Source organism: Pedobacter puniceum (assembly GCF_009674685.1).
Classification (GTDB): Bacteria; Bacteroidota; Bacteroidia; order Sphingobacteriales; family Sphingobacteriaceae; genus Pseudopedobacter; species Pseudopedobacter puniceum.
In genome coordinates, this window is the sequence record NZ_WKJI01000003.1 from 47,374 (window position 1) to 73,781 (window position 26,408).

General features: G+C 34.1%; 19 protein-coding genes and 2 tRNA genes. 4 read left to right on the plus strand and 17 right to left on the minus strand.

Translation table 11 applies throughout. The annotated features are described in order from the left end of the window. Positions 1–170: 170 nt before the first annotated feature. The 3 genes from xerA to era form a co-directional block, all read right to left on the minus strand. Positions 171–1,208 (minus strand): site-specific tyrosine recombinase/integron integrase, encoded by a 1,038-nt coding sequence (gene xerA, locus GJJ64_RS11535; protein WP_154287942.1) that lies wholly within the window; start codon positions 1,206–1,208, stop codon positions 171–173. A gap of 782 nt (positions 1,209–1,990) precedes the next feature. Beyond that, positions 1,991–3,250: an S-adenosylmethionine:tRNA ribosyltransferase-isomerase gene (locus tag GJJ64_RS11540; RefSeq protein ID WP_154287943.1), complete on the minus strand. Its 1,260-nt coding sequence runs from the start codon at positions 3,248–3,250 to the stop codon at positions 1,991–1,993. A 583-nt stretch (positions 3,251–3,833) separates the two neighbouring features. Next, positions 3,834–4,712 carry a GTPase Era gene (gene era / locus GJJ64_RS11545; RefSeq protein WP_154287944.1) on the minus strand — a complete coding sequence of 293 codons (879 nt, stop codon included), beginning with the start codon at positions 4,710–4,712 and terminating at the stop codon, positions 3,834–3,836. Between the two features lie 142 nt (positions 4,713–4,854). Here era and GJJ64_RS11550 point away from each other — a divergent pair. Continuing rightward, positions 4,855–4,927, plus strand: a tRNA-Met gene (locus GJJ64_RS11550). 52 nt (positions 4,928–4,979) lie between these two features. Next, positions 4,980–5,051 (plus strand) — tRNA-Glu (locus GJJ64_RS11555). 60 nt (positions 5,052–5,111) lie between these two features. Here the strand turns inward: GJJ64_RS11555 and GJJ64_RS11560 are convergent. Further along, positions 5,112–5,894, minus strand: coding sequence for an alpha/beta hydrolase family esterase (locus GJJ64_RS11560; protein ID WP_229655531.1), 783 nt, complete (start codon positions 5,892–5,894; stop codon positions 5,112–5,114). A gap of 53 nt (positions 5,895–5,947) precedes the next feature. After that, the gene (locus GJJ64_RS11565; protein WP_154287945.1) at positions 5,948–8,563 is read right to left on the minus strand and encodes a PAS domain-containing sensor histidine kinase; all 2,616 of its coding nucleotides are present in this window, start codon (positions 8,561–8,563) and stop codon (positions 5,948–5,950) included. A 274-nt stretch (positions 8,564–8,837) separates the two neighbouring features. Between GJJ64_RS11565 and GJJ64_RS11570 the strand changes: the two genes are divergently transcribed. Next, positions 8,838–9,707 (plus strand): ROK family protein, encoded by an 870-nt coding sequence (locus GJJ64_RS11570; RefSeq protein WP_154287946.1) that lies wholly within the window; start codon positions 8,838–8,840, stop codon positions 9,705–9,707. A gap of 56 nt (positions 9,708–9,763) precedes the next feature. Here GJJ64_RS11570 and GJJ64_RS11575 read toward each other — a convergent pair whose 3' ends face one another. Genes GJJ64_RS11575 through rsmI form a run of 5 tightly spaced genes read right to left on the minus strand, consistent with a single transcriptional unit; the run spans position 9,764 to position 18,098 of the window. Beyond that, complete coding sequence (locus GJJ64_RS11575) at positions 9,764–10,912, minus strand: efflux RND transporter periplasmic adaptor subunit (RefSeq protein WP_154287947.1); 1,149 nt, start codon at positions 10,910–10,912, stop codon at positions 9,764–9,766. A 2-nt stretch (positions 10,913–10,914) separates the two neighbouring features. Then, positions 10,915–15,252: a CusA/CzcA family heavy metal efflux RND transporter gene (locus GJJ64_RS11580; protein ID WP_154287948.1), complete on the minus strand. Its 4,338-nt coding sequence runs from the start codon at positions 15,250–15,252 to the stop codon at positions 10,915–10,917. A gap of 60 nt (positions 15,253–15,312) precedes the next feature. Then, positions 15,313–15,699, minus strand: a complete 387-nt coding sequence (locus GJJ64_RS11585) for a hypothetical protein (RefSeq protein ID WP_154287949.1) — start codon at positions 15,697–15,699, stop codon at positions 15,313–15,315. 35 nt (positions 15,700–15,734) lie between these two features. Next, positions 15,735–17,342, minus strand: coding sequence for an apolipoprotein N-acyltransferase (lnt, locus tag GJJ64_RS11590; RefSeq protein WP_154287950.1), 1,608 nt, complete (start codon positions 17,340–17,342; stop codon positions 15,735–15,737). Between the two features lie 39 nt (positions 17,343–17,381). Then, positions 17,382–18,098 carry a 16S rRNA (cytidine(1402)-2'-O)-methyltransferase gene (gene rsmI / locus GJJ64_RS11595; protein WP_154287951.1) on the minus strand — a complete coding sequence of 239 codons (717 nt, stop codon included), beginning with the start codon at positions 18,096–18,098 and terminating at the stop codon, positions 17,382–17,384. 191 nt (positions 18,099–18,289) lie between these two features. Here rsmI and serS point away from each other — a divergent pair, with 191 nt between their 5' ends. Then, positions 18,290–19,561, plus strand: coding sequence for a serine--tRNA ligase (gene serS, locus GJJ64_RS11600; protein WP_154287952.1), 1,272 nt, complete (start codon positions 18,290–18,292; stop codon positions 19,559–19,561). 298 nt (positions 19,562–19,859) lie between these two features. On the opposite strand, the gene GJJ64_RS11605 is transcribed toward serS, so the two are convergent. The 7 genes from GJJ64_RS11605 to GJJ64_RS11640 all read right to left on the minus strand — a co-directional run bounded on the left by GJJ64_RS11605 (position 19,860) and on the right by GJJ64_RS11640 (position 26,407). Beyond that, positions 19,860–20,333 carry a DUF4112 domain-containing protein gene (locus tag GJJ64_RS11605; RefSeq protein WP_154287953.1) on the minus strand — a complete coding sequence of 158 codons (474 nt, stop codon included), beginning with the start codon at positions 20,331–20,333 and terminating at the stop codon, positions 19,860–19,862. A gap of 39 nt (positions 20,334–20,372) precedes the next feature. Beyond that, positions 20,373–21,689, minus strand: a complete 1,317-nt coding sequence (locus tag GJJ64_RS11610; RefSeq protein WP_154287954.1) for a TIGR00341 family protein — start codon at positions 21,687–21,689, stop codon at positions 20,373–20,375. A 5-nt stretch (positions 21,690–21,694) separates the two neighbouring features. Beyond that, positions 21,695–22,741: a hypothetical protein gene (locus tag GJJ64_RS11615; protein ID WP_154287955.1), complete on the minus strand. Its 1,047-nt coding sequence runs from the start codon at positions 22,739–22,741 to the stop codon at positions 21,695–21,697. Between the two features lie 107 nt (positions 22,742–22,848). Then, positions 22,849–23,538: an SIMPL domain-containing protein gene (locus GJJ64_RS11625; RefSeq protein ID WP_154287957.1), complete on the minus strand. Its 690-nt coding sequence runs from the start codon at positions 23,536–23,538 to the stop codon at positions 22,849–22,851. A gap of 156 nt (positions 23,539–23,694) precedes the next feature. Then, entirely contained in the window at positions 23,695–25,005 is a 1,311-nt protein-coding gene (locus GJJ64_RS11630) for an ABC1 kinase family protein (protein WP_154287958.1), read from the minus strand. Positions 25,006–25,059: 54 nt separating this feature from the next. Next, positions 25,060–25,743 carry a TetR family transcriptional regulator C-terminal domain-containing protein gene (locus GJJ64_RS11635; RefSeq protein ID WP_317162931.1) on the minus strand — a complete coding sequence of 228 codons (684 nt, stop codon included), beginning with the start codon at positions 25,741–25,743 and terminating at the stop codon, positions 25,060–25,062. Positions 25,744–25,765: 22 nt separating this feature from the next. Further along, positions 25,766–26,407 (minus strand): flavin reductase family protein, encoded by a 642-nt coding sequence (locus GJJ64_RS11640; protein WP_154287959.1) that lies wholly within the window; start codon positions 26,405–26,407, stop codon positions 25,766–25,768. Between the last annotated feature and the right edge of the window lies 1 nt (position 26,408).

A 26,408-nucleotide genomic window follows, 5' to 3' on the forward strand; every position in this document is an offset into this window, starting at 1 on the left:
ACCATTTCAATTTTGTAGAAATTTTGAATTTGGTTGTCGGTTTGTCTCGGTGATGTCGTTCTTTAGGCTTGCACCTAACTTATATATATGTGTAGTTTTACTTCCGTAATATACCCTATATTGGGTGTATTACGGAAGTTTTTATTTCTTTTATTTGTTGAGCACTTCATTTATAAATCATCAAAAGGACTTTTAATATTTTGCAAACTTTTGGTACTCACATGAGTATATATTTCAGTTGTTTTACTGCTTTTATGTCCTAAAAGTTCTTGTATATATCTTAAGTCTGTTCCTGCTTCTAATAAATGGGTAGCATAACTATGTCTTAACCAATGTAAGGTAACAGGTTTATTTATATTCGCTTTAGTTAAAGCCTGTTTCAATACTAAGGCTAAACTTCTTTCATCATATTGTCCTCCTAGCTTTTGCCCTTCAAATAGCCAATTTTTTGGTCGGTAAATTTTATAATATGCTCTTAACATCTCTAAAATGCTGGCAGATAGAGGGGCTATGCGGTCTTTTTTTCCTTTTGCCTGCCTTATGATTACTAAATTTCTATCCGAGTCTATATCATTAGGCTTAAGATTTAATAACTCGCTTCTTCTAAGTCCACAGCTATAAATCATGCTTAACATGGTTTTATGTTTGATATTACTGTGGGCATCTAATATTTTTTTTACCTCGGCTTTACTTAAAACATGCGGTAATACTTTTTCACTCTTAGGACGGTAAATCTTATTAATTTGTATAGCTGTATCTTTAATAATAGCAAAATAAAGTTTTATAGCATTTATAATCTGATTTTGATAAGAAGAGGATAGTTTATTTTTTAAAATAAATTGATGATGATAATTAATAACATCACTGTTGTTAATACTTTCTAAAGGTTTTAAATTATAAAAACTTAAAAATGACTTTAACGCTTCGGTATAAGTTTTAATAGTACTACTACTGTAACGTTTTGTTCTTAAATAAACGACAAAGTTTTCTAAGGCTGCTATTTTGTCGGTATTAAGAGTTGCTTCTTGTTCAATCCCAAAGCGTTTTCGGTTTGTACTATTGTCAGGCAAATGCCAAGCACTTAAGGTTTTACTCCATTTTGCATCTTCGAGTTGTTTTAACCGTTCAATTGCCGAAGAGTTATAATCAAAATATACAACTACTCTTTTTTGCCCTTTATGAGTTTTTATTTCTGCTTTCCAATTCATGAGGTAGAAGGAAAATATTATTTAACTCTAAATAAGTAAATATTCGTTTAAAATCAAAAAAGAAGTATGCTTTTAAAATACTCAGAAAGATTTTCTTGTTAAATATAAATTTTGTTTGAAATTTACGCTTCATTGCTTAAGTTTGTTTAACCTCTATTACAACAAACCATATCAATAAGAAAATTCATTAACTTAAGTCCACGTATAGCCCACCTATACCCCACCTTTTATCCACGTTTTCTCCATACTTCCTTCGAGGCTTCTTCTAAGCTTCTCCCAGACACCTTCGGAAAAGTGGGACTATTTCCCGAACAAGTCTCGAACATGGTAGGGAGAAGGTGTAAAGCTGAAGGCCGAAAGCTTTAAATCATTATATGAATATTATAAGTCTCCGCCCAGCTTTGTGTCCTCTACGAACTTTGTGGTTAAAATGTGATTGAAAATTCAAAAGGTAAAATTCAAAATTAAAAACAGAAAACTCTACATCTAAAACTAGAAACTGTTAACCAAAAACCGTCACTGTTTGATAAAAAGATTGCTTCTTCGTTCCTCATCGCAAAGACAAAAAAATCAATCAATAAAACTCACCACCCAGAACTGAAAGCAGGAAACTCATAACTGGCAACTGAATGATGAAAAGATTGCTTCTTCGTTCCTCATCGCAAAGACAAAAAAATCAATCAATAAAACTCACCACGTAGAACTGGAAACCGATAACTGATTCAACTGAATAAAAAGTTTGCTTCCTTTCTGTCTGAAGTGGAATTTTAATATTGAATTGATTAGTTTTTATTTCGTTTATTGTCAAAAAGCAAACTTCCGTCTCCGTAGCTCAAAAACCTAAAGTCATTCTTTAACGCATAATCATAAATAACTTTCCAATCATCACCCACTACTGCTGCAACAAGTAAAAGTAGCGTAGAACTTGGCTGATGAAAATTAGTAATAAGAGCGTTTGCAATTTTTAATTTATAAGACGGAACTATAAGTAGCTGTGTTTTGCAAATTATTTTTTCTGTTTTATTCCTTTTCAACCACGTTAGCAAGCAATTTAGCGCATCAGATGCAGTCAGATTTTGTTGAAGTTCGTATGCATCCCATTGTTTAACTTCTAATTCATCAATAGAAGCACTCATATTTTGATTTGCCTTAACACCCATCCAATATAGTGATTCGATAGTTCTTAACGAGGTTGTACCTATAGCAATAATATTTTTGTTTGTTTGCTCATCAGAAATTTGCGCTACAATACTCAAGATAGTTTCCTGAGCCACTTCTATCCATTCAGAATGCATTTGATGCCCTTCAAGGGTTTCACTTTTAACGGGTATAAAAGTACCTGCTCCAACATGAAGCGTTACATAATCTACAATTGCATTTTTAGATTTTATTTTTTCAAAAATTTGTTTTGTAAAGTGAAGTCCTGCTGTTGGCGCTGCAACAGAACCCTGTTGTTCTGCATAAACGGTTTGGTATCTACTTACATCTATTTCTTCACTCTCTCTCTTTAAATATGGCGGAATTGGCATTGCACCAAAATGTTCTAATATTTCAGCGAATGAAAAACTAGTTGGTTGCCAACTGAATCTAATTGTAAAAACATTTCCATCTCTTTCTAATATTTCAGCATCTAAAGAAATGTCTTTGGTGTTAATGCTTATTACTTTTTCTTTCCATCTATCAAGTCGGCCAATCAAACATTTCCATTCAACACAGGCCTTTTTCATCATAGCCATTGATGGTTCATGATTTTTTTTACTTGGTTCTAAGCAAAAAACTTCAATTTTACCACCTGTAGAATTGTTAAAATAAAGACGTGATTGTACAACCTTGGTGTTATTGAAAATAAATATTGATTTTTCGAAAATATATTTGTCAAGGTTTCTATAAATATCTTCCGAAATTTTACCATTATGATAAACTAACAATTTACTTAAATCTCTTTCAGCTAATGGGTATTTCGCTATTCTGTTTTCAGGCAAATCGTAAGTGAAATTTTTTATTTCAAATTGCTGTGCTTCTAATTTATTATTCAATTCCATCTATTAATAATTTGTATGCGAATATCAGTTAGATTAATGTTAGTGATTACTAAAATTGGGAAGCTTAATCAATCCTTTAAAAATTAAAAAGTGAAAATTAAAAATTAAAAAGGAAAAACAGGAAACTCACCACCCAGAACTGGTAACTCACAACTTAATGAAAAATTCAAAAGTAAAAATTCAAAAAGAAAAACAGGGAAATATAACTGATTCAAACTCAATCATTCTCTCATTCAAAAATCAATCAATGAAACTCACCACCCAGAACTGGCAACTGATAAGCAACAACCGGTAACTGAATGAAAAATTCAAAAGGGAAAATTAAAAATTCAAAAACAGGAAACTAAGCATCTAGAACTGGGAACAGGAAACTCACCACCCAGAACTGGCAACTGATAACCAACAACCGATAACTGAATGAAAAATTCAAAAGGGAAAATTAAAAATTCAAAAACAGGAAACTAAGCATCTAGAACTGGGAACTGAAAACGCACAACTGGTAACTGATTCAAAATCAATAAAACTCACCACCCAGAACTGACAACTGGTAACTAAGAACTGATAACTGATCCAAAATGGAAACCTACTCCGCGTAGCCGAAGCTTTTAAGGTAGTTTTCGCGGTTACGCCAATCGGGTATTACTTTAACAAACATTTCTAAGAAAACTTTCTTTTGTAAAAATTCTTCCATGTCTTGTCTGGCATAGGTACCTACTCTTTTTAGCATAGAGCCTCCAGGGCCAATGATGATATTTTTTTGCGAATCTCTTTCTACCACAATTTCTGCACTAATACGGATGAGATCTTTTGATTCTTTAAAGGCTGTTACAATAACTTCTGTACTGTAAGGGATTTCTTTTTTGTACAGTTTAAATATTTTTTCACGAATCATTTCTGATACGAAGAAGCGTTCAGAACGGGTAGTTAGCTCATCTTTTTCGTAGTAGGGTGGGTGTACAGGTAGTTTTTCTACAATGTACTGCATCACCTTATCTACATTGTATTGGTGTAGGGCAGAAATGCCTATAATAGCATCGGGGTTTAACTTTTCTTTCCAGTAGTTGATTTTTTCTTCAACCTGTTCTTGGTTAGATTCATCTATTTTGTTAATCAAAATCATGAGATGGGCTTTAGACTTTTTAATCTTGTCTAAAACGTCTTGCTCATCATGCTTTTCATTAATATCAGTAACAAAAACTAAAATATCAGAATCTTCAAGGGTATCATCTACTGCATGCATCATGGTTTCTTGCAGTTTATAATTTGGTTTAATGATGCCCGGTGTATCAGAAAAAACAATTTGATAGTCTTCTTCATTTACAATACCAATGATACGGTGTCTGGTGGTTTGAGCTTTTGGCGTTATGATAGCCATTTTCTCTCCAACAAGTGCGTTCATCAAGGTAGATTTACCCGCATTTGGTTTCCCAATAATGCTTACAAAGCCTGCTTTATGCGACATTTAATTTTTTTTAAATTTTATTTGGAGTACAAAGAAACGAATTATATCTTTGCAGTCCAATTCGGAACAGGATTTAAATTCTAAACCGAACAAAAACACAGCGATTGTGTTATTAAAATGAAGATTTAACCAAAAAATATAGTGCGGGGTGGAGCAGTTGGTAGCTCGTCGGGCTCATAACCCGAAGGTCATCAGTTCGAGTCTGGTCCCCGCTACCTAAGAAAGCTAAAGAATTATTGAAAAATAATTTAGGCAAGCTTTCAAAATGGCCCGTTCGTCTAGGGGTTAGGACGCCAGATTTTCATTCTGGAAACAGGGGTTCGATTCCCCTACGGGCTACAAAAATTAAAAACCCTCTGTAAATTTTACAGAGGGTTTTGTTTTTTTATAAGCTTTTTATCAAAAAGATTTAAAGAAATCTATAATAACTTGGTTGGCTTCTTGAGGGTACTCATGCCCACCGGGATAGTTGTAAATGATACTGTTATTCCCGTTTGATGATGGATAAAGTGTTGCAAATTCATTAATTTTTTTGCCTACCGCCTCACATTTATTTTTCTTTAATAAAGCCTGATAAGTTAGTTTTTGCCAAGTAGGTTTTACTAAAGGGTCTTTTTCTCCCACTAAATGGAAAAAAGGTTTTGGCTTCATTAAATGCAGTGTTTTAAATGCGGCAGCACCGGTTGGGGCAAAGGCTTTAAAAATATCTCCTCTAGTAGCCCAAAGTAAATAGGTGAAAGAGCCTCCGTTAGAATGCCCAGTTGCAAATATTTTATCCTTATCTACTTGATATTCTTTTTTAAGGTGAGCTAATAAGGTATCAAAGAAAATTAAATCTCTATTTTGCTCATTGGTATCAATAAGCCAGCCGTTTTTTTTGCCTTCTTTATCTGTTATTTGCCCTGGTGTGGGTAAGCCTTGCGGATAAATATAAATAGCATCAGCCCATAGCTCCTCAAATTTTCTGCCTAAGTAAGCATGTTGCATAGTGCCCCCATGCCCATGAAAAGCAAATATAACTGCTGTAGGCTTGGTTTTAGCATTGGCAGGTACGTAGATAAGAGCTTTACGAGTTTCTTTATTTATATCATATTCTAATGTTTGTAGCTTAAGCTGTGCTTTTGCATGATAAAAGAAGGTAAGCGCTATAAAGCTTAAAATAATTTTAAGTTTAGTGGCCATATTTTATTTTTTAAAATATTTTTTAAAACCGTAATGATGGTAATAGTTTAAGCTTACTTATTTGCATTTAAGAGATAAACTTTAAAAGTAGTACCCTTGTTTAATTCACTTTGTACTTCTATTTTACCTCCAATAGTTTCTATTTGATTCTTGGTTATAAATAATCCGATACCTCTAGCGTCGGTATTTCCGTGGAAAGTTTGGTACATCCCAAATAATTTAGAACCCTGTGTTTTTAAATCTATACCTAAGCCGTTATCGGTAATGGTTAAAACCAGATATTGGTTTTCTTTGTAAGTACTTAGCTCCACAAAACTATCTCTTTCTTTTGCTGAATACTTGATAGCATTAGTTAAAAAATTAAGCAATATACTATCTATATATGCTGATATACCTTTAATCTCATCTTTTGGATGAATATTATTGATGATGTTAACTTGAGCTTCGCTAGCTAATAAACTTAAATTATTGATAGCTGCTTCTGCAAATTGGTGTAAATTAATTTCAACTAAGTTAGATGATGTTTCTAGATTCATTTGAACCACCTCATTTAAATGGTCTATAGTATCTTTTAAATTATCTGAAGCAGTTTTTACCAATTGTAAAATGTTGTTTTCCTCCAGTTCTGGATGCTCTTTAAATAAAAGATATATGAGCATTTCTATATTACTAGAGTGCGATCTTAAGTTATGAGAAACTATATGAGCAAAGTTTTTAAGTCTTTTGTTTTGATCTTTGGTAACATCTAATAAAGCATGAATTTCTTTTTCTGCATTTTTTAGCGCCGTAATATCTATAATCTGGCAAATGAAATAAAGAATATTCCCATCGCTGTCTTTTACAACAGAGGCTGCTAAAATGATATTGATGATACTACCATTTTTATGTATATATCTCTTGCCTAGTTGGTAATGACTTATCTTGCCATGAAGTAAATCCAAATACAAGCTTACATCTGTATCCAAATCATCTGGATAGGTAATTTCTCTAAAAGTTAAGTTTTGAAGTTCTTCTTCTGTATAGCCAACTATTTCTTGTAATGTTCTATTAATTTTTAACCATTTACCATCTCTATCTAGTAAGGCCATACCAATAGCAGCATTTTCAAAATTCCCTCTAAAAGCTTGTTCGCTTATACTGAGTTGTTCTTGCGTTTTCTTGCGTTCAGTAATATCATCAGTATACATCACAATGCCACCAATGGTGTTTTTATCTGCGTACCAAGGTCTTATTCCCCATTTTATCCATTGTGTGGTGCCATCTTGTCTAATAAACTTATCTTCTTCACATTTCTGGCTTTTATCTTTTAAACACTCTTGGTGTATTCTTTTCCAATCCTCGCCAATCTCTGGAAAAATTTCATAATGAGATTTTCCTATGATATCTAAACCGTTAAGCTTATAATCCTCTATCCATTTATTAGAAGCTGCTAGGTAACACAGTTGATTGTCGAACATCGCTATAGCACTAGGTGCTTGTTCTATAAATCGTTGATTGCGCTCAAAAGCTATTTTTTGCTCTGTAATGTCTGTATGGGTACCAAACATCATCAGAGGCTTACCATCTGCTGTCCAAGAGGTTATTTTTCCGCGGTCTAAAACCCATACCCAGTGTCCGTCTTTATGACGCATTCTACATTCGCAATGGTAGTATTCAGACTTTTTCTCACAACAATCATTTATTTTATTGTTAGATATTTTTAAGTCTTCTGGATGAGTGTATTTTACCCAGGTTTCTATACTGATGGGCTGTAGCTCTTCTAAGGTATAGCCAATGATATTGGCCCAACGCTCATTAAAAATAGTTTCTCCAGTTTGTATATTCCATTCCCATGTACCGGCATTGGTGCCAATAAGTATATTGGAAAGCTTTTCTCTTTCAGCAATTAATGCTAATTCTAGGCTTTTACGCTCTTCTATATCTTGGAAAGTACCATATAATCTAGTACAAACGCCATCTTTAAATTCTGATAATCCAATAGCTCTTACCCATTTTAAATTTCCTTTAGCCGTAATGATTTGAAGTTCCAAATCATAAGGAGTGCCAGTTTCTAAAGCTTTGGTAAAAGCAGTTTCTATAAGGATTTTATCTTCTTCTTTAAAGAAATTGAAGGCAGAGCGTACATCTGGAATATAATCTTCTGCTACTTCATGAATAAGTTTGGTAACATGACTCCATTTAGGCTGCATGATTTGTAAATCGATTTCCCAAAAGCCTACAGAGGCTGCTATATTACAACGTTCTAAAAGTTCTTCTTTAATTTTTAGTTCTGTAATATCGGTGTGGGCACCTAGCAATCTTTTTGCTTTGCCGTCTTTATCTCTAATAGCCATTCCTCGGCATTTTACCCAAACTGTAGAGCCGTTTTTATGGAAATATCTAACAATTACATCAAAGTTAGTTTCGGGGTTTTCGCAATGCTTTTGAATATTTTCTATGGCGAGTTTTAAATCATCAGGATGTATGATATTTTGCCAAGAAGATGGTGAATGAGGCATTTCTTCTGCCTTGTAGCCTAGAGTTGCCCAAAATTTCGGGTTCATCCACTCGTTATCTGGGTTTTCTAAATCCCAATACCATAAACCGTCAAGGGCTGCATCTTGAAGAAAATCAAATATAGACGAGTCTTCTTTTATTAATTGATATAGTTCGTCTTTTAAGTAGCTCATATATAAAAGCCTAAAATGAGTTGTTTTAGTGTTTTTTTAGATGGGAAATATACAATTTAAGCACTTATTATTCTTTATCTGAATTAATTTTAGAATGAATCTTAAGGATTATCGCATCGTACTTTAAATTATTAATAAATATAATAAAATGTTTTTAACCCATAATAAAAATAAAATACTTGTCTCTATCGTCTTGTCCTCTTTTTATATTAATGAATAATTTACGTGAGAATTTTAATATTTTTGATACTCTTTAACAGCTAAACTAAATATTTTGGAAAAGCACATTACTTTAGGTGTAGATATTGGTAGGTCTCATATTACTGCTGCACTGGTTGATTTAAGATCGGGTCATATCTTAGATGACAGTTATAGAAGAGAGAGAATTAACGCTAAGGATTCTGCTGAAAATATCATCAAAAATTGGGGTATAGTTATAAAGGACATCATTAATTCTAGCTATCGTCCGGTTAGCGGTATTGGAATGGCATTTCCCGGTCCATTTAATTATGATGATGGTATTTCTTTATTAAAAGATAATGGCAAATACGAAGCCTTGTATGGTCTAAATATCAAGAGTTTGCTTGCCGAGGAGCTGGGTTATCCTAAAGCTTCTATTAAAATGATGAATGATGCTGCTTGTTTTTTAACTGGCGAATTATTTAAAAGGGATTTAGAAGGTTGCAATAATACCATTGGTATTACCATTGGAACAGGCCTAGGTACAGCTCACTATAAAGATGGTGTAACAGAAGATTGTAAACTTTGGAAAACTCCTTTTCTAAAAGGTAAAGCCGAGGATTATTTATCAACCCGTTGGTTTGTTAAGCGATACAAAGAGCTAACTGGTAATTCTGTTAAAGACATTAGAGCTTTATTAGCTACTGATACGCAGGACCCTGCGTTTGAAGCTATTTTTGAAGAGTTTTCTGTTAATTTAGCCGAGTTTCTTTACACATTCGTAAGGAAAAAAGATGCTTTAAGTATTGTTATAGGCGGTTTAATTATCCCTGCTCAGAAATATTTTTGGAGAAAAACAGCGCAATATCTGTACGAAAAAATGTTTTACAGTATTCCTATCCATATTGCTGTACATGGCGAAAGAGCACCTTTAATAGGTGCTGCTTCTATTGGGCATCATTAAAATATTAGAAAGCATAAATCAACAACATCATGGTTGATTTATGCTTGATATTTTCCTTACTCTTCTTCAGCTTTATTCTTCATTTTCATCAGTAAAGTATAAGCTCCCTTACTTACTATGGATTTACCGCTTAATGAAGTCGTGTTTTTTATTTCTATAAAGCTATTCTCTTTAACACCCAATTGCACTTCTTGAATGGTAAATTGTTTTTTATCATCTGTTACGAATACATAATCTTTACCCTCAAAATTTACAATGGCGTCTTCTGGTAAAGTATAAGCCTCATGATTTTTTATTTCAATTTCAGCATTCATGTACATACCAGAAAGTAAACTTTTATCATATTCATCAAAATGGCAATGTACTTCGGCAGTTTTATCAGCATCAAAATCTTTACTGATGAGTATGATATCGCAATGGTACTTTTTATCAGGGTTGTTATTGGTGTAGGCTATCAATTTTTGTCCTATAGCTAGTTTGTTAATATCCTTTTCAAAAACTTTTAAGTTTAAATGAATATCACTAGGGTCTATCAACTCAAATAAAACATCTGTAGGGTTAACATATTTACCAATATTCACATTTACTTTAGAAACATAACCATCAATAGGCGAGTAGATGTTTATTTGCCTTGATAAATTACCTTCGCTAAGTTTTGTAGGGTTGATATTGATAAGTCTTAACTTCTCTGCCAAAGCATTTAAACTAATCTTTAAAGTTTTATATTCTGCCTCTGTTTGCTGTAAAACTTTGTCGCTACTGGCTTTATTTAGATTTAGTTCTTTTTGTCTTTGATATTCTTTTTCGGCATAAGCTAGTTTAGATTTTGTAATGAGGTAATCTTGCTGTAATTGTATGTACTGCTGATCTTCCATTTTAGCAATAACTTCTCCTTTATTAATGTGCATACCGGGTAATAACTTTGTGCTAGCAACGTAGCCACCTAAAAGTGTACTTACCGATACCATGTTTTGCGGAGGTACATCAATAGTTCCAGTAACTTTTACCACCGATGAAATATTTCTTAAACTAAGCTTTGTTGTATCTAAAACAACGTTCTTGAGCTGTTCTTTGGTTAAAGTTACTTCTTGCTCATTAGTTTCTTCATTTGTTGCTTGTTCTTCTTTGGTACTATTACAGCCTGTAAAAAGGACAATGCTAGTAAGCAGAAGAAATACTTTAGCTGAATATATGAATGCTTTCATCTTTATTTTGCGTTTAAATATTGTAACTGAATGCTTTGCTCGTTCAAATTTTTCAAAGCTTGTAGATATTGACTTTTAATAGCAATGCTTTGCTGTATTAGCATTACCCAATCTAGGTAATTGATATCGCCGTTCTCAAATTGTTTGTTAGCAGTTTTAGAAATCATATCGGCATCGGCTAAGCCTTTATCCTCAAAATACTGAACAATTTCTAAACTACTTTGGTATTGTAGCCATATTGCTTGATATTGATTTTCAAGCTGTTGCTTTTGTATCTCGTACTCTTGCGAAACAATTTCCTGGTTAATTTTAGAAGCAGCAATTCTGCTATTTTGCGAGCTAAAAATAGGTATCCCTAAACCAATTTGTCCGGAATTAAAACGCTTGCTACGGTCGTAAAAAACTTCATCCGGACCTACCCCAATAAAGGTGGTATTAAAGTACCCTAAAGTTATTTCTGGTAATAGTTTAGATTTTTCTGTTTTAGTTTGAGCTATACTTACCGCTTTTTGTTGCGCTAACATTCTAAGTTGCGGATGTTCTTCTACCTTGCTTACTTTGCTAAATCTATCCGCAGGTATAAGATTTTCTTTTGTAAGATTAAAATCTAAAGAGCTGTTTAGCAAGAGCTTAAATTGTAGTTCGGATAGTTCTAAATCTTGTTTCAATTGCTTTAGCTGCATCAATATCTGGCCTCTTTGGCTTGATGCTGTAGCTGCTTCTAAAGCATTGGTCTCGCCTTTTGCTAGTCTTAATTGTGCTTTTTTAAGAAACTCGGCATAAATACTATCACTAGTTTTAAGTAAGTTTTCCTGCTCTTTAAGATTTAGGATTTGATGATAGGTGATAGAAACAGCTCTAGTAAGTTCTGCCTCTTTCACTGCAATATTTAAAGCCGCCGTTTTAGCTTCTTCTTTCAATTGATTTTTTTGTCTTACATAAACCGTAGGAAACTGAAAAGATTGCGATGCTCCAAATCTTAAATCATTATAAACACTGTTTACCTGTCCAAAATCTGTATTAAAATTAGTTGATGGTAAACCAGCACCTGTTTTAACCAATTTTTCTTGATAAGCCGCTTTTAAACGTTCATTTTTTACAGTTTTATTGTTCTTTATAGCGGTATCTATGGCAGCTTTTAAAGTAATGTTTTGTTGTGCTTTCGCTGATGAAATGCCCAAACTTAATACCAATAATAAAGCACCTAACTTTGGATTTACTTTTATTTTACCACCTTTTTCAAAAAGGATGTACAAAATAGGAAGTACAAACAAGGTAAGAAAAGTAGCAATCATTAAACCACCAATAACAACGGTAGCTAATGGCCTTTGTACCTCTGCACCAGCACCATTACTTAAAGCCATTGGTAAAAAGCCCAACGATGCTACAAAAGCAGTCATTAAAACAGGTCTTAGTCGTACTTTAGTTCCCATTAAAACAATTCTGTTTAAATCTTTTAACCCCGATACTTTTAAACGGTTAAACTCGGCTATTAAGACAATGCCATTTAACACAGCAACACCAAATAAAGCTATAAAGCCAACTCCGGCACTGATGCTAAAAGGCATGCCTCTTAAAGCTAAAAATAATATCCCACCAATAGCAGAAAGCGGTATTGCAGAATAAATTAACAAGCCATGTTTAACCGAGTTGAAGGCAAAGAATAGCAATACAAATATCAGCGCAAGTGAAACCGGAACAGCTATCATTAAACGTTGCTTTGCAGCGTTTAAATTCTCGAAAGCACCTCCGTAAGTAACATAATATCCGGCAGGTAAATTAAGCTGACTTTCTACTTTTTGCTGCAGTTCTGCTACTATGCTTTGCACATCTCTATCTTTAACATTAAAACCAGCAACAATTCTTCTTTTGGCATCTTCACGTTGTATTTGGTTAGGCCCGTTTTGGATGCTTACATCTGCCAATTGCTGTAAAGGAATTTGTGGTCCTTTGGGTGTTGGTATCAATAGGTTTTGGATATCTTCTAGATTCTTCCTTTGCTCGTTATCTAGTCTTACCACTAAATCAAAGCGTTTTTCGCCATCAAAAACTAAACCTGTACTTTGGCCAGCAAAAGCAGTATTTACAATTCTATTAATATCGGCAATATTTAATTGATATTGTGCAATGGCTGGTCTGTTATAATTAATGATTACCTGTGGCATACCTGTAATAGGCTCTACAAATAAATCTTGGGCGCCATCTACCGTATTGATGATTTTGCCAAGTTTATGTGCATAATGTGCCAATGTATCTAAATCTTCCCCAAATATTTTACATACCACATCTTGTCTAGCGCCTGTCATCAACTCGTTAAAACGCATTTGTACCGGAAACTGAAATCCGGTTGTGATACCAGGCACTTCTTCTAGGGCTTTCCCCATCTTATCGGCCAACTCATTAAATGTTTCAGCAGAGGTCCACTCTTTCTTATTCTTTAATATCACCATCATATCGCTAGCTTCCATAGGCATAGGGTCTGTTGGTACTTCTCCGCTTCCAATTTTGGTTACTACTTTTTCTACCTCTGGGAAACGAGATTTTAGGATATGAGCTGCTTTTTGGGTACTTTCTATAGTGGTATTTAAATTACTCCCGGTTAAAACGCGAGTATCAACAGCAAAATCACCTTCCTCTAAGGCAGGTATAAACTCGCCTCCTAAAGAAAATAATGTAGCCAGCGCAATTACAAATAATGCTGCTACACCGCTTAAAACCATTTTAGGGAATTTTAGGACTTTTGCTAATGCTTTTTGGTAAACACGTTCTAGTTTATACATCCATTTATCAGAGAAATTGGGTTCATGCTCTATTTTTTTATTTAAGAATAAAGCACTCATCATGGGAATATAAGTAAGCGAAAGAATAAAAGCACCTATCAAGGCAAAGGCTACAGTTTGCGCCATAGGTTTAAACATTTTGCCCTCTATACCTTCTAAAGTGAAAATTGGTAGATAAACAATCAGGATGATAATTTGCCCGAAAACTGCACTGTTCATCATCTTACTGGCAGATGTTTGCACTTCATTATCCATTTGCTTTTGGTTAAGTTGTACAACTGCTCCAAATTTATTGCTGTGCTTAAGCTGATGCATAACGGCTTCTACAATAATAACCGCACCATCTACAATTAAACCGAAATCTAAAGCTCCTAAACTCATTAAATTTCCGCTTACGCCGAAGGTATTCATCATGATAATGGCAAAAAGCATAGCAAGCGGAATAACAGAAGCCACTACTAAACCAGCTCTAAAATTTCCTAAGAAAAGTACCAGAATAAAAACAACAATTAAAGCACCTTCCATGAGGTTTGTTTCAACTGTTTTAATAGCATTATTTACCATTTTGGTACGGTCTAGAAAAGGTTCAATTTCTACACCTTCTGGTAAGGTTTTTTGTATTTGAGCTACACGGTCTTTTACATTTTTAATTACCTCATTACTATTAGCGCCTTTAAGCATCATTACAATAGCTCCGGCAACTTCACCTTCATCATTATAACACAAGGCCCCATAGCGGGTGGCATGACCAATTTTAACATCGGCAATGTCTTTTATAAATACAGTAGCAGATGATGACGTTTTTACTGCTATGTTTTCAATATCTGTAACGCTTCCTATTAAACCTTCGCTTCTAATGAATAATACGCTAGCACCTTTTTCTATATAAGCGCCTCCGGTATTTTGGTTATTTTGTTCTAAGGCCGAGAAAACATCGTCTATCGTAAGGTTTAAAGATTGTAATTTGTTGGGATTAATAGCAATTTCAAATTGCTTAAGCTTGCCGCCAAAACTACTTACCTCGGCCACACCTTTAACACCTAAAAGTTGGCGCCTTACTATCCAATCTTGAATAGTTCTAAGCTCTGTTTCGTCGTATTTATCTTCATAGCCTTTTTTAGGTTTTACTACGTATTGATAAATCTCGCCTAAGCCAGTAGAAACAGGGCCTAATTCTGGTGTACCTATCCCTTTCGGGATTTCTGTTTGTACTTTTTGCAAGCGTTCTGCTACTTGCTGTCTGGCCCAATAAATATCTGTTTCATCAGTAAAAACAATGGTAACTAAGGATAATCCAAATCGTGAAAAACTACGAATTTCTTTCATCCCATCTATATTGCTGTTAGCCTGCTCTATAGGGAATGTTACCAGTCTTTCTATATCTGTAGCACCAAATGATGGTGCCACAGTAATCACCTGCACCTGGTTATTGGTAATATCTGGTACTGCATCTATGGGTAAACGTGTGGTTTGGTAAATACCATAGCCAATAAGGGCAATGGTAAATAAGCCAATGATGAGTTTATTCCTGATGGAAAACTCAATAATCTTATTTAACATATCAGTATTGCTAAATTTTTATGAAAAAAATAGTAATGTATTAGTTTGTAGAGAAAATAATTAGCAAGCTTTTGGAGGCTGCCAAATAGAAGAAAGATAAACTGAGTTTATAAAGAAACTATTATAAACGGGTGTTTTTTGTTGACGTATAATAGCAGGTAATGTAATGGTGCTTAAGTTATACTGTGGTAAGTTTACATTACAATCTACCAAATTTAAATGGTTGTGGGTTTTAAAAGGTAGTTGCATATCTCGTTCATAATCAGCATCTCTAATATCTTCTAAAGTATAATGCATACTTAGAAATTCAAAGATGGTGATATTGTTATCTTGCAATTTATGCTCTATCAGGTGCTCAACCAAAATAGGCAATTTTAATAGCTGGTACAGTTCTGTAGTAGCTATTAAATGGATGCTTAATAACGATATGGCAATTATCTTTTTCAAATCATTACAAATATAAAAAAATATAGATTCAAACTTTAAACACTAGGTTTAACTGCTTTGTTTCTAATTTTATAGGTTAAAAGGAATATTAACCCCAAAATACCTATCCCTAAAAATGGGTAAACCACAATATCTGGATGTTTAACATAAAAAGTAAGTTCAGAATTTAAGTTAATATCTTGCGCTATAGCAGCAGGTTGCCACCATGATGTTTGTTGTACCAAATCTCCACGTTGGTTAATAAAACCAGATATCCCGGTATTTGCAGAACGGGCCACCCAACGTCTGGTTTCTACAGCTCTTAATCTGGCGTATTGCAGATGTTGGTCTTTTCCTGAGGTATTGCCCCACCAACCATCGTTGGTGATGATGGCTATAAACTGTGCTTCTTTTTTAACATAACCTGCAACCCAGTTACCCCAGATAGATTCGTAACAAATAACAGGAGCAACACCAATACCACTTTGCGAATACAATACAGAAGGCTCATCCTGATAGCCATAACCACCAGTGGTACCGCCAAATTTGGCAAACACGGGTTTTAAAAATGATAAAGCATTAATAAAAGGCATTTTCTCTACTCCAGGTACCAGTTTAGATTTATGGTAGAATTGTACTTTGGCAGAGTTTTCAATCGCAACAGCAGTATTAAAACTATCCCAATATTGGTTACTTTGAGCATTAAATTTTGCTGTCTTAGTTTTTGGGCTTTGATAAGTTAAATAGGTTTCAGCCCCGGTAATTAAAGTGGCATTGGCATAAGGCTGCATAAATTGTTGTAAGCGGTAAAATATGTTCCCTTGCCTAATATAATCTTCATTTACATATTCTGGAATGGCTGTTTCTGGCCAAATGATAAACTCGGTACTAACTTTAGTCGCTTTAGTACTTAAAGCAATTAAATGATCTAGTTGCTGGTTGGTAGTATAACTTTCATATTTGGCATAAGGGTCTATATTGGGTTGTACCACTACTACATGGGCGGGGTTATTTTCTTCTTCATAGTTCATGTAGGTTAGGGTAGAAAAACCTATCGGGATGAGCACCCAGCAAGCTAAACCTACTAAAAGCTTGAATATATTTTTTTGCTGTTTTTCGCTATTTTTTAACTGTTTCCAGATGTTAAATAGTAGGATATTACTTCCTAAAATCCATAAAGAGCCTCCGTATACACCTGTATACTCGTACCATTGGATAAACTGCGGACTGCTAGCAAAACCATTTCCTAAAGTCATCCAAGGGAAGTTTAAATCCCAGCTTTGGTGTAAATATTCATAAGAAATCCAAAATCCTATAAGGGCTATATCAGCTAGAATGGGTTTGGTGATATTTTTAAGTTTATGATAGCAGAAAAAACTCAAAGTCATGAGTAAAGCGCCTAATAAATAAGCCACAATAGAGCCTTCTGGCGATGCATTCCAAATCCAGTAGATACTAGCGGTATTCCATGATAAAAAGGTTAAACCGGCTGTAATAAATACTTTTCTTCCTTTTTGTTTAGTGTCACTTTTGTGGATGTTTTCTATAGCCACTAATAGTGGGAAAAATCCTATCAATAACAATAATGAGGTGTAAGAAATAGGCGGCCAAGCTATAAAAAGTATAATGGCAGATATGAATGCGTATTGGATATGCTTTTTCATTGAATGTAATTTCTTGATTTGATGAAGAATTTAACTTTATTAATCTTCTTGGTCTCTAAATTTTTCTTTTACAGCTTTGCCAGATATTTTCCCCGCTAAACAAATTACAAATTCACCTTTTATAGTATGGGTTTCAAAATAGTTTTTAACCTCGGCTAAACTTCCTCTTTTGGTTTCTTCGTACATTTTAGTAAGCTCTCTGGAAACAGAAACTTCTCTATCTGCACCAAAAAACGTGATAAACTCTTCTAAAGATTTTAATAAACGGTGTGGCGATTCGTAAAAAATCATGGTTCTTTCTTCTAAAGCCAATTCTTTTAAGCGTGTTTGCCTGCCTTTTTTTACGGGTAAAAATCCTTCAAATATAAATCTATCATTGGGTAAGCCCGAGTTTACCAAAGCCGGTACAAAAGCAGTAGCACCAGGTAAACATTCTACTTCTAAATTGTTTTTTATAGCCTCACGAGTTAGTAAATAGCCCGGGTCTGAGATGGCTGGCGTACCAGCATCAGAAATTAAAGCTATGCTTTGCCCTTCTTTTAAAAACCTGATTATTTCATTAACGGCCTTATGCTCATTATGTTGGTGGTGCGAGAAAAGTTTTTTATCGATACCAAAATGTTTTAGCATAGGAGAAGAGTTTCTGGTATCTTCTGCCAAAATAATATCTACCTCTTTTAAAACTTTAACAGCTCTAAAAGTCATATCATCAAGATTCCCTATGGGCGTAGGTACGAGGTATAGTTTTCCGTTCATGGTTTAGCTTTACCCTCAATCCCTCTTAAAAAAAGGGTGAATTTAGGGCTGTGTTTTATTTTCTGATTTAACATTATCCGTTTTTTATTTAATCCTTCAGCTTGTTTTCTGTTTTCAGTTTATAAAAATATCTATCCTCAAAAATCGTAAATCGTACATCCTTTTATATCTTTGCAGAAAAAATAAAAATCATGCTGCAAGTTAGTTATATCCGCGAAAATAAAGAGCAGGTTCTAGAACGTTTAAGTGTTAGAAATTTTAGTCAGCCAGAGTTGGTTGATGAAATCATCAGTTTAGATGAGAAAAGACGTTCTACGCAATCCAAAGGAGACGCTTTGCAAGCAGAAGCAAATGCAGCAGCCAAGCAAATTGGCGAGTTGATGAAGCAAGGTAAGAAAGAAGATGCCGAAGCCATCAAATCAAAAACGGCATCATCTAAAGAGGAGATAAAAAAATTACATGATGAACTTGCTGTGATAGAGCAAGAATTACATCAAAAGTTAGTTCAACTACCAAATTTGCCTCATTCATCTGTACCTAAAGGTAAAACTCCAGAAGAAAATGAAGTGGTATTAACTTTTGGCGAAGCACCAAATTTGGCAGAAAATGCATTACCACACTGGGATTTAGCTGCAAAATACGATTTAATTGATTTTGAACTGGGTGTTAAAATTACCGGTGCTGGTTTCCCAGTTTACAAAGGTAAGGGTGCTAAATTACAAAGAGCCTTAATTAATTATTTTTTAGCTGAGGCTGAGAAAGCAGGTTATGAAGAAATGATGTTGCCACATTTAGTTAATGAGGCATCAGGCTTCGGTACCGGGCAATTGCCAGATAAAGAGGGGCAAATGTATCATGTTGGTATAGACCATTTATACCTGATACCTACTGCTGAAGTGCCTATTACCAATTTATACAGAGATGTTATCTTAAAAGAAGACCAATTACCTGTTAAAAACTGTGGTTATACACCATGTTTTAGAAGAGAAGCGGGTTCTTATGGCGCACATGTAAGAGGTTTAAATCGTTTACACCAATTTGATAAGGTAGAGATTGTTCAAGTTGTGCACCCTGATAAATCTTATGATGTGCTAGAGCAAATGAGCTTACATGTACAAAGCTTATTACAAAATTTAGGCTTACACTATCGCGTTTTAAGATTATGCGGTGGCGATATGGGCTTTACATCAGCCTTAACTTACGATATGGAAGTGTGGAGTGCCGCACAACAACGTTGGTTAGAGGTTTCTTCTGTTTCTAATTTTGAGACTTACCAAAGCAATCGTTTAAAATTAAGATTTAAAGGTAGCGAGGGTAAAACACAGTTAGCACATACTTTAAACGGAAGTGCTTTAGCTTTACCAAGAATTGTAGCTTCTATTTTAGAGAATTACCAAACGCCAGAAGGAATTAAAATTCCTGATGTTTTGGTTCCTTATACAGGTTTTGATATGATTAAGTAAACAAAAATTCAAAAGAAGTTTCTTCAGAATATCATGTTTTGTTAATATGGACAGGAGTTGAAATCATGTTATTCTTTAGCTTAGCTATTATTGTTGACGTTTTTTAAAAATGTTTTAAAATTAGTCTTTGATACATAAGTTCTAGCCCGGTAGTGGCTTCTTTCTTTTCTTTGATGAAAAGAAAGAAAAATCCGTCCTTCCTGCTTAAGAAAGTTTTGTTTAAATGTAAAAGAGAGGTCTTAAATATCCGATTTTTCAGGTCTTTCTACTTTATACTCTGTACTTTTCTACTTCTATGCTACAACCAATTTTGAATCAGCGTATACAAATAAGCAAACAAATAGTACAGAGCAATAGCAATTAAGCCTAACACCACTACAGCAATAAGTAAAAAACCGATGATGATACCTGTTATACTGCCAGTATGTTTACCTTCTGTATAATGTTCTCTTAATAATTTAATATTCCTGCTGTTGGCTTTAAAGCCGAAATCAAAGAAAAAACCTAAAACCGGGATAGCGCCTAAAATGGTATCTATCAAAACATTACCAAACATTTTAAGAGCCACTTTTTTGCTGGCTCCATTTTTCAGCATGGTAGCAATAAGGGCTAATGAAACACTAAAACCTGCTATATCTCCAAGATAGGGGATGAAATTTAGAATAGGGTCTAAACCAAAACGATAACCTTTTATGCTAAACTGTTCGTCCATTAATTTTGAGATGCGTTCTACCCATCTTAATTTATCGTTCTTGAATGGCTGTTGGTTCATGCTGTTGTTTTAGTTCAATAAGCAATTTATGTACCTTGTTTACCTGTTAAGAATAATTAAAGTGTCTTTATTTAGTCGCAATTTTAAAAAAGCGTAAAGTTTTTTTGCTCCCTGATTGCTTAAAGAAGTTTTTTTCTTCCAATTGATGATTACATGAGTTAGCGTATCATTTGAATTACCACTTTGTTTTAAATTAACCATTTCACCTATACTAATCTGACTAGCTTCTGGGTATAAAACTGCAAGTTCTTTAGAGATATCAGATGTTGCGTAAACATTATCTTTATTGTTAATAGGAGTAGCCGCTTTTAAATTGATAGCATTTAGCATACTGGCTGCTACCTCGCGGCTCATATCTGCAATTTCTTCTTTAGAAACATTTACTCTAGAAAGCTTTATTCTTAAATCATCAAAACCACTGGCTTTTAATAAACTATCATAACTGGCTATTTCTTTTTCAGAAACTGGTTTGCCAGCAATAACAACCTGTACGTATTTTAAAGAGTCTCTATTTTCTATATTCCATTTTAATACCTCTGTTTCATCATTACTAATTTTATTGATAATGATGTTTTGAACCTGTCTGTTCATTTTATTTTTAAGATATACTTCCCATAAGAAATAGCCACTTGGTATCACTACAAAAAGTAAGGCAAAAGACATAATTCTACTAACTCTTTTACGGGTTTTTACATCCATATATTGTCTTAGTGGAAACTGCAAAAACTTAATAACCAAATAAGTTGATAAACTGATGAATATGGCGTTAATGATGAAAAGGTAAAAAGCCCCGGCAAAAATCATCAACTGTCCGGTTGCAAGTCCGAAACCTGCCGAACAGAGTGGGGGCATTAAGGCTGTAGCAATAGCAACACCAGGGATAGCATTGGTTTTCTCTTTTCTTGAACCAGATACAATACCTGCAATACCACCAAAAAATGCTACCATTACGTCTAATAAAGTAGGTTGTGTACGAGCTAGAATCTCTGCTGTAGCATCTCCTAAAGGGGTTATGGTAAAGTATATATAAGCAGTAGTTAAGCTTATGAAGGTAGCCATACCCAAATTACGTAAAGAGCGGGTAAGCATTTCTTTATCATTAATACCAAAAGATAAACCTACACCTAATATGGGCGACATTAGGGGCGAGATAAGCATGGCACCAATAATTACCGCAGCAGAATTAACATCTAAACCAATAGAAGCCAAAACGGCAGAACATATTAAAATCCAAATGTTATAGCCTTTTAAATCTATATTTTCATTGATGTTATTTACTGTACCTTCTTGGTCTGTGGTGTCTTGTAAATGGAATATTTTTTTTAGGTAGTTTTTAATAAGATCTGCCGAATTCATATAAATTATTTTAAAAACAAGCAGGCGTGTAAATGTTCTTTCACCAACATGCCCATGGTAGTCATCTTCTTAAATTTTGGCATTTTATGGTATTTTGCCAACTCTTCTCTTAAAGCTATTACTTTTTCTTCTGGAGCGATATCATCTTGAACCATTACGCTAAATATTTCTTTTAGCCTGTAATGAGCCAGTTTTACCCGGTGACTAATTAAGCTGCGTTCTTCTTGTTGGTATTGCAGCATAGATTTCTCGTTCATATGCTCCATCCCCATAAAAACTATGTTATTGTTCTCTTTAAAATAATGTGGTAAGTATAATTTAAGTCGGCCTTCGTAGGATTGTTGATCAAAATCTATAGCCCTAATGCGGTATTGGTTTCCCTCGATATCTGGCGTAATATCTACCACGAAATTATAAGAGCGCATATCGCCTAAAAGCCTTACAAAGCAACGTTCGTTAAATTTTACAAATTCCTTACTGATACGTGTTTGGTTAAAGCTGGTATCATTAAGGTAACTATTTAAAAATACATCTCCGGGTAAACCGGGTATATGCTCCTCTATTAAGGTATTATCATCTGTTAAATAATTTATTCTGTTTGGAGATAAAATATGCTCTAATTCTAAGCCATAAACCCTACTTGCATCGGCAATTTTAACGTAAAAATGGTCATAGTTATCGTTTAACCTATTGATGATTCTTACCCTAAACGGTTTAGAATTACCAAAAGTGCAGTAATCTATTCTGGAAACAGAAAGATGGTCCATCACCTCCATACGCCCCGATGTATGTAGCAAAGCATAAATATATTTCAAGCCCGGATAAAGCTCTTTCATCTCAGATTCATCATAATAAACCGTTTGCCACAAAGTATCTTGGTTGTTTTTATCTAACAACGGCGTAGAAAGATTAAAACGCAGCATATCAGCATATAAAACAGGGAGTTTTATTTCCCTATCATATTTAATTAGGTATTGTTTTAAAGTTGGATTAACAGCATAAAGTATCTTCTTTTTAGAAGGTACATCATTCCGCTCTTCAATAATATTCATATCATGATGCTCTTTCTGTTGGTAATTTATCAATATTTAGTGGCTCTTGAAAATAAAAAAGCCCATTCTAAATCAAGAATGGGCTTGGTAAGTTTTAATGATGATGCTTATTTAATCTCAAAAGCAGCGTTAATGGTATAATTCAATTTTATTTTCTTAAAATCTATATCAGGCATAGCACCTGCATCAGCCATTTCTGCTCTTACTGCCATGGTTTTATAAAGCATAGGTTGCGGTGTAAAATCACTATTATGGTCTTGTATTAAAAGTACACCGCCTAATTTCTCGCCAATACTTTCTACCAATGCAGTAGCTTTCTCTTTAGCATTTTTTAAGGCTTTAACCTTAAGCTCGTTTTTATAAGCCTCTATTTTAGAGTGCGAGTAGCTTTCTATGTTGGTGTAGGCAATTCCTTGTGCATCAACAGCGGCAATAATAGCATCTAAATTAGAGAGGTCTTTTACTTTTAAACGATACTGTTTGCTGGCTAAAAAAGCTGGGTCTTTTTTCTTTTCCCAGTAATTGGTATAGCTGCTCATGTTGTTAATCATGAAATCTTCTGATGGAATACCCGCTTTTAAAACGGCTGCTTGTAATTGCTTTTCTAAAGTACTGATGCTTACTTTTCTTTTAGCATCTTTCATATACTCTTTTAAAGAAATGCCTACATAAATTTCATCTGGAGTGATTTCCATTTCGGCGCTTCCATTTACTTCTATTTTTTTTCTTAAATCTGCTTGAGCAAAAGCCTGTGCTACAAAAACTAAGGCTACAAAGGTTAAAACTAGCTTTTTCATATTCTTTCTTGTTTGGATAATCATGTAATTGATATTGTTTTTCTCTAAGATGTAATAATTATACCAATTCCATAAATGGGGATAAAATTTTTTTAAGATAGTTGAGGTTGGAGGGCATTAAAAAAAAAGCTCTAGATTTTACTAGAGCTTTTCTTATTAATAAACCAATTGTATATGTGGCTTATAAGTATCTGTTCTGATGTTTGCTTTTAGCTCGTGTAAAATATTGTACAAGCCAAAATTGGTGCGGTTAACATAAATAAAATGCTTCACACCACGGGCTTGCTTAAACTCTGGCATTTTAGCTATTTTCTCGCCGAAAGTATATAGTGCATCAAAGAAATCGGTTTGCCCAAAATCAAATTCGCCTGTCATATAAGGTTCTGCAAAAAGAGTAATCATCTCTTTGTAGTTCTGATAATAGAACTCAATTTGTTGTGCATTATCTTTTGGTAAAATCATCTCTAAAAGCCTAAAAGCTTTAATGGTTTCTTCTTTGTTGTTTAATAATGCTGTTGATGTAGTAGAGAAGAACGGATAATAAAAATCATCTGGTAATTCTTTAATACATCCAAAATCAATAATACCCAGTTTGCCTTCTGGGGTAATTAAGAAATTACCCGGATGTGGGTCAGCATGTACCGCTCTTAATTCATGCTGTTGGAAATTGTAAAAATCCCAAAGTGCTTGCCCAATTTGGTTCCTTAATTCTTGACTAGGGTTGGTTTGTAAAAACTCTTTTAGATGCAAGCCTTCTATCCAATCCATCGTAATAATTCTTGGGCCTGATAGTTCTGGATAATAGGTAGGGAAAACTAAATTAGGAATATCAGCACAAGCTTTAGAAAATTCTAAAGAGCGTTTTACTTCCAATTCATAATCTGTTTCTTCTATCAAACGCTCTTCTACCTCTTTCATATAAACATCAAGCTCCTTTTCGCTCATGCCTAACAATCTAAACGCAAAAGGTTTTACCAATTTAAGGTCTGATGAAATGGAGCTACCAACACCCGGATATTGGATTTTTACCGCTAATTTTTTCCCGTTTAAAGTTGCTTGATGAACTTGCCCAATAGAAGCTGCATTGGTTGATTTTAAATTGAAAGTATCATAGATTTTTTCTGGCGTTTTACCAAAATGTTTTCTGAAAGATTGTACAATTAATGGTCCGCTTAGTGGTGGTGCATTGTATTGCGATAAAGAAAACTTGTCTACATAAGCCTTTGGTAGGATGTTTTTATCCATACTAAGCATTTGTGCCACTTTTAAAGCACTGCCTTTAAGCTGACTTAAAGAGTTGTAGATGTCGCTGGCATTATCCTCATTTAATTCATCTCTACTTAAATCCGGATTAAAAAGTTTTTTAGAATAATGCTTGATATAATTACCACCTATTTTTATACCTGTACCAACAAACTTTGCAGAACGGGCTACTTTACTGGATGGAATACTGTTTTGCTCTTTCATCTTTATCTGTTATATCGTATTTAATACCAGTTGTTTTTTGGTGATTTAACTAACTTAAAAAGCCATTTTAATACCTGCATGTTGTGCTAAAAACTTCCCGTATTCAAATAAATTATCAATAGGAGAGCGCTGGAATAAATCAAAAGTTACGTTAATGCCTTTTTCTATAGCTTCATCGGTTTTTTCAAATCCGGCAGATTGATCTTTAATCCAAAAATTTAGTAAGAAGGCTACTTGTAGCCAAAGCGCATCCACATATTTATCGCTAATAAACTTTCTTTCTGAAAGTTCGCCGCTTTCTAAACCATCTTGTATAATTTGGGTACTAAACTCGGTAAAAGTTTCTTTGGCAGAGCTTAATGCTGTAGGAGTTTTAATTCCTTTTTTAAAGTTTCTAACGCTATGTAGGGCATAACTTCTTTTGCTTTTTAAAAGCTCAAAAAAGCTATAGAAGAAAGATAACGCTTTTTCTCTGGCCGAGTATTGCTCCCAAACTTCCTGACTTTTAATCTCGGCGATGGTTTTAGAAAATAAATCGTTCCAGATATCAGCTTCTATAGCACTAAAAGAAGCATAAAACTTATAAAACTCTTCTTCGGCCATTTTATTCTTCTTCGCAAAAATAAAAACCGATGCAGGTTGCTTGCCCTCAGTTAATAAATGTTCTATATATGCATTCTGAATTTTTTCTTTAGTACCCATTGCTTTTGGCTTTTTTTCTGAGACTTTATTTTCCATCATCTTCAAGATTAATTACTTCTTAAACGTTTATTTCTTCTGGATGTTTTTCTGGTTGTGCATAGCTTAATCTGGCTAATAGTTGGGTGCTGTGGTAAGCATCTAAACCAGCTACAGTTACCGTATTTGTTGCTGCTAGGTTTATATAACCATCTGCTGAAATTAAATTTTCATCAACTAAAATATGCTGCACTTCGCCAATAACTATACGCGTACCATTTAATGCAACAGGGATGATTTCTTTTAATTTTAAACCCAATTTAACCGATGATTCCTTAACAAAAGGAGCATCAAAACCTTCTAAATACTCTTCCTGAAAACCACAAGCAGCAAATTCAGATTCACCAGCTTTATACCTAGCGCTGGTCTGATGTGCGGCTTTATAAAACTCTTCCTTAACGTTGTTAAGGGTGTAGTAGCTGCTTTCGCTGATGTTTTTTAAGGTTTCATGCTCTGGTCCATCTGGCCTTACCACCATGCCAATGTAAGGTGGGTTAGCACCAATATGAAAAATAGAGTTAAACAAAGCAATATTGGTTGCGCCATTTGTTTTGTTTATTGTTGCAACCATTTGTAAGCTCTTAAACCCCGATATACTGTTCATAAAAGTAGTGCGGTATCTGCTTGGGAGTTCTGTAATTTGCTCTAGGGTAAGATGTTTCATT

Bases quoted from the DNA above. Each gene is read 5' to 3' on its own strand.
- xerA (WP_154287942.1), bottom strand. From the start codon at position 1,208: ATGAATTGGAAAGCAGAAATAAAAACTCATAAAGGGCAAAAAAGAGTA.
- GJJ64_RS11540 (WP_154287943.1), bottom strand. From the start codon at position 3,250: ATGGAATTGAATAATAAATTAGAAGCACAGCAATTTGAAATAAAAAAT.
- era (WP_154287944.1), bottom strand. From the start codon at position 4,712: ATGTCGCATAAAGCAGGCTTTGTAAGCATTATTGGGAAACCAAATGCG.
- GJJ64_RS11560 (WP_229655531.1), bottom strand. From the start codon at position 5,894: ATGGCCACTAAACTTAAAATTATTTTAAGCTTTATAGCGCTTACCTTC.
- GJJ64_RS11565 (WP_154287945.1), bottom strand. From the start codon at position 8,563: ATGAGCTACTTAAAAGACGAACTATATCAATTAATAAAAGAAGACTCG.
- GJJ64_RS11575 (WP_154287947.1), bottom strand. From the start codon at position 10,912: ATGAAAGCATTCATATATTCAGCTAAAGTATTTCTTCTGCTTACTAGC.
- GJJ64_RS11580 (WP_154287948.1), bottom strand. From the start codon at position 15,252: ATGTTAAATAAGATTATTGAGTTTTCCATCAGGAATAAACTCATCATT.
- lnt (WP_154287950.1), bottom strand. From the start codon at position 17,342: ATGAAAAAGCATATCCAATACGCATTCATATCTGCCATTATACTTTTT.
- rsmI (WP_154287951.1), bottom strand. From the start codon at position 18,098: ATGAACGGAAAACTATACCTCGTACCTACGCCCATAGGGAATCTTGAT.
- serS (WP_154287952.1), top strand. From the start codon at position 18,290: ATGCTGCAAGTTAGTTATATCCGCGAAAATAAAGAGCAGGTTCTAGAA.
- GJJ64_RS11605 (WP_154287953.1), bottom strand. From the start codon at position 20,333: ATGAACCAACAGCCATTCAAGAACGATAAATTAAGATGGGTAGAACGC.
- GJJ64_RS11610 (WP_154287954.1), bottom strand. From the start codon at position 21,689: ATGAATTCGGCAGATCTTATTAAAAACTACCTAAAAAAAATATTCCAT.
- GJJ64_RS11615 (WP_154287955.1), bottom strand. From the start codon at position 22,741: ATGAATATTATTGAAGAGCGGAATGATGTACCTTCTAAAAAGAAGATA.
- GJJ64_RS11625 (WP_154287957.1), bottom strand. From the start codon at position 23,538: ATGAAAAAGCTAGTTTTAACCTTTGTAGCCTTAGTTTTTGTAGCACAG.
- GJJ64_RS11630 (WP_154287958.1), bottom strand. From the start codon at position 25,005: ATGAAAGAGCAAAACAGTATTCCATCCAGTAAAGTAGCCCGTTCTGCA.
- GJJ64_RS11635 (WP_317162931.1), bottom strand. From the start codon at position 25,743: ATGGAAAATAAAGTCTCAGAAAAAAAGCCAAAAGCAATGGGTACTAAA.
- GJJ64_RS11640 (WP_154287959.1), bottom strand. From the start codon at position 26,407: ATGAAACATCTTACCCTAGAGCAAATTACAGAACTCCCAAGCAGATAC.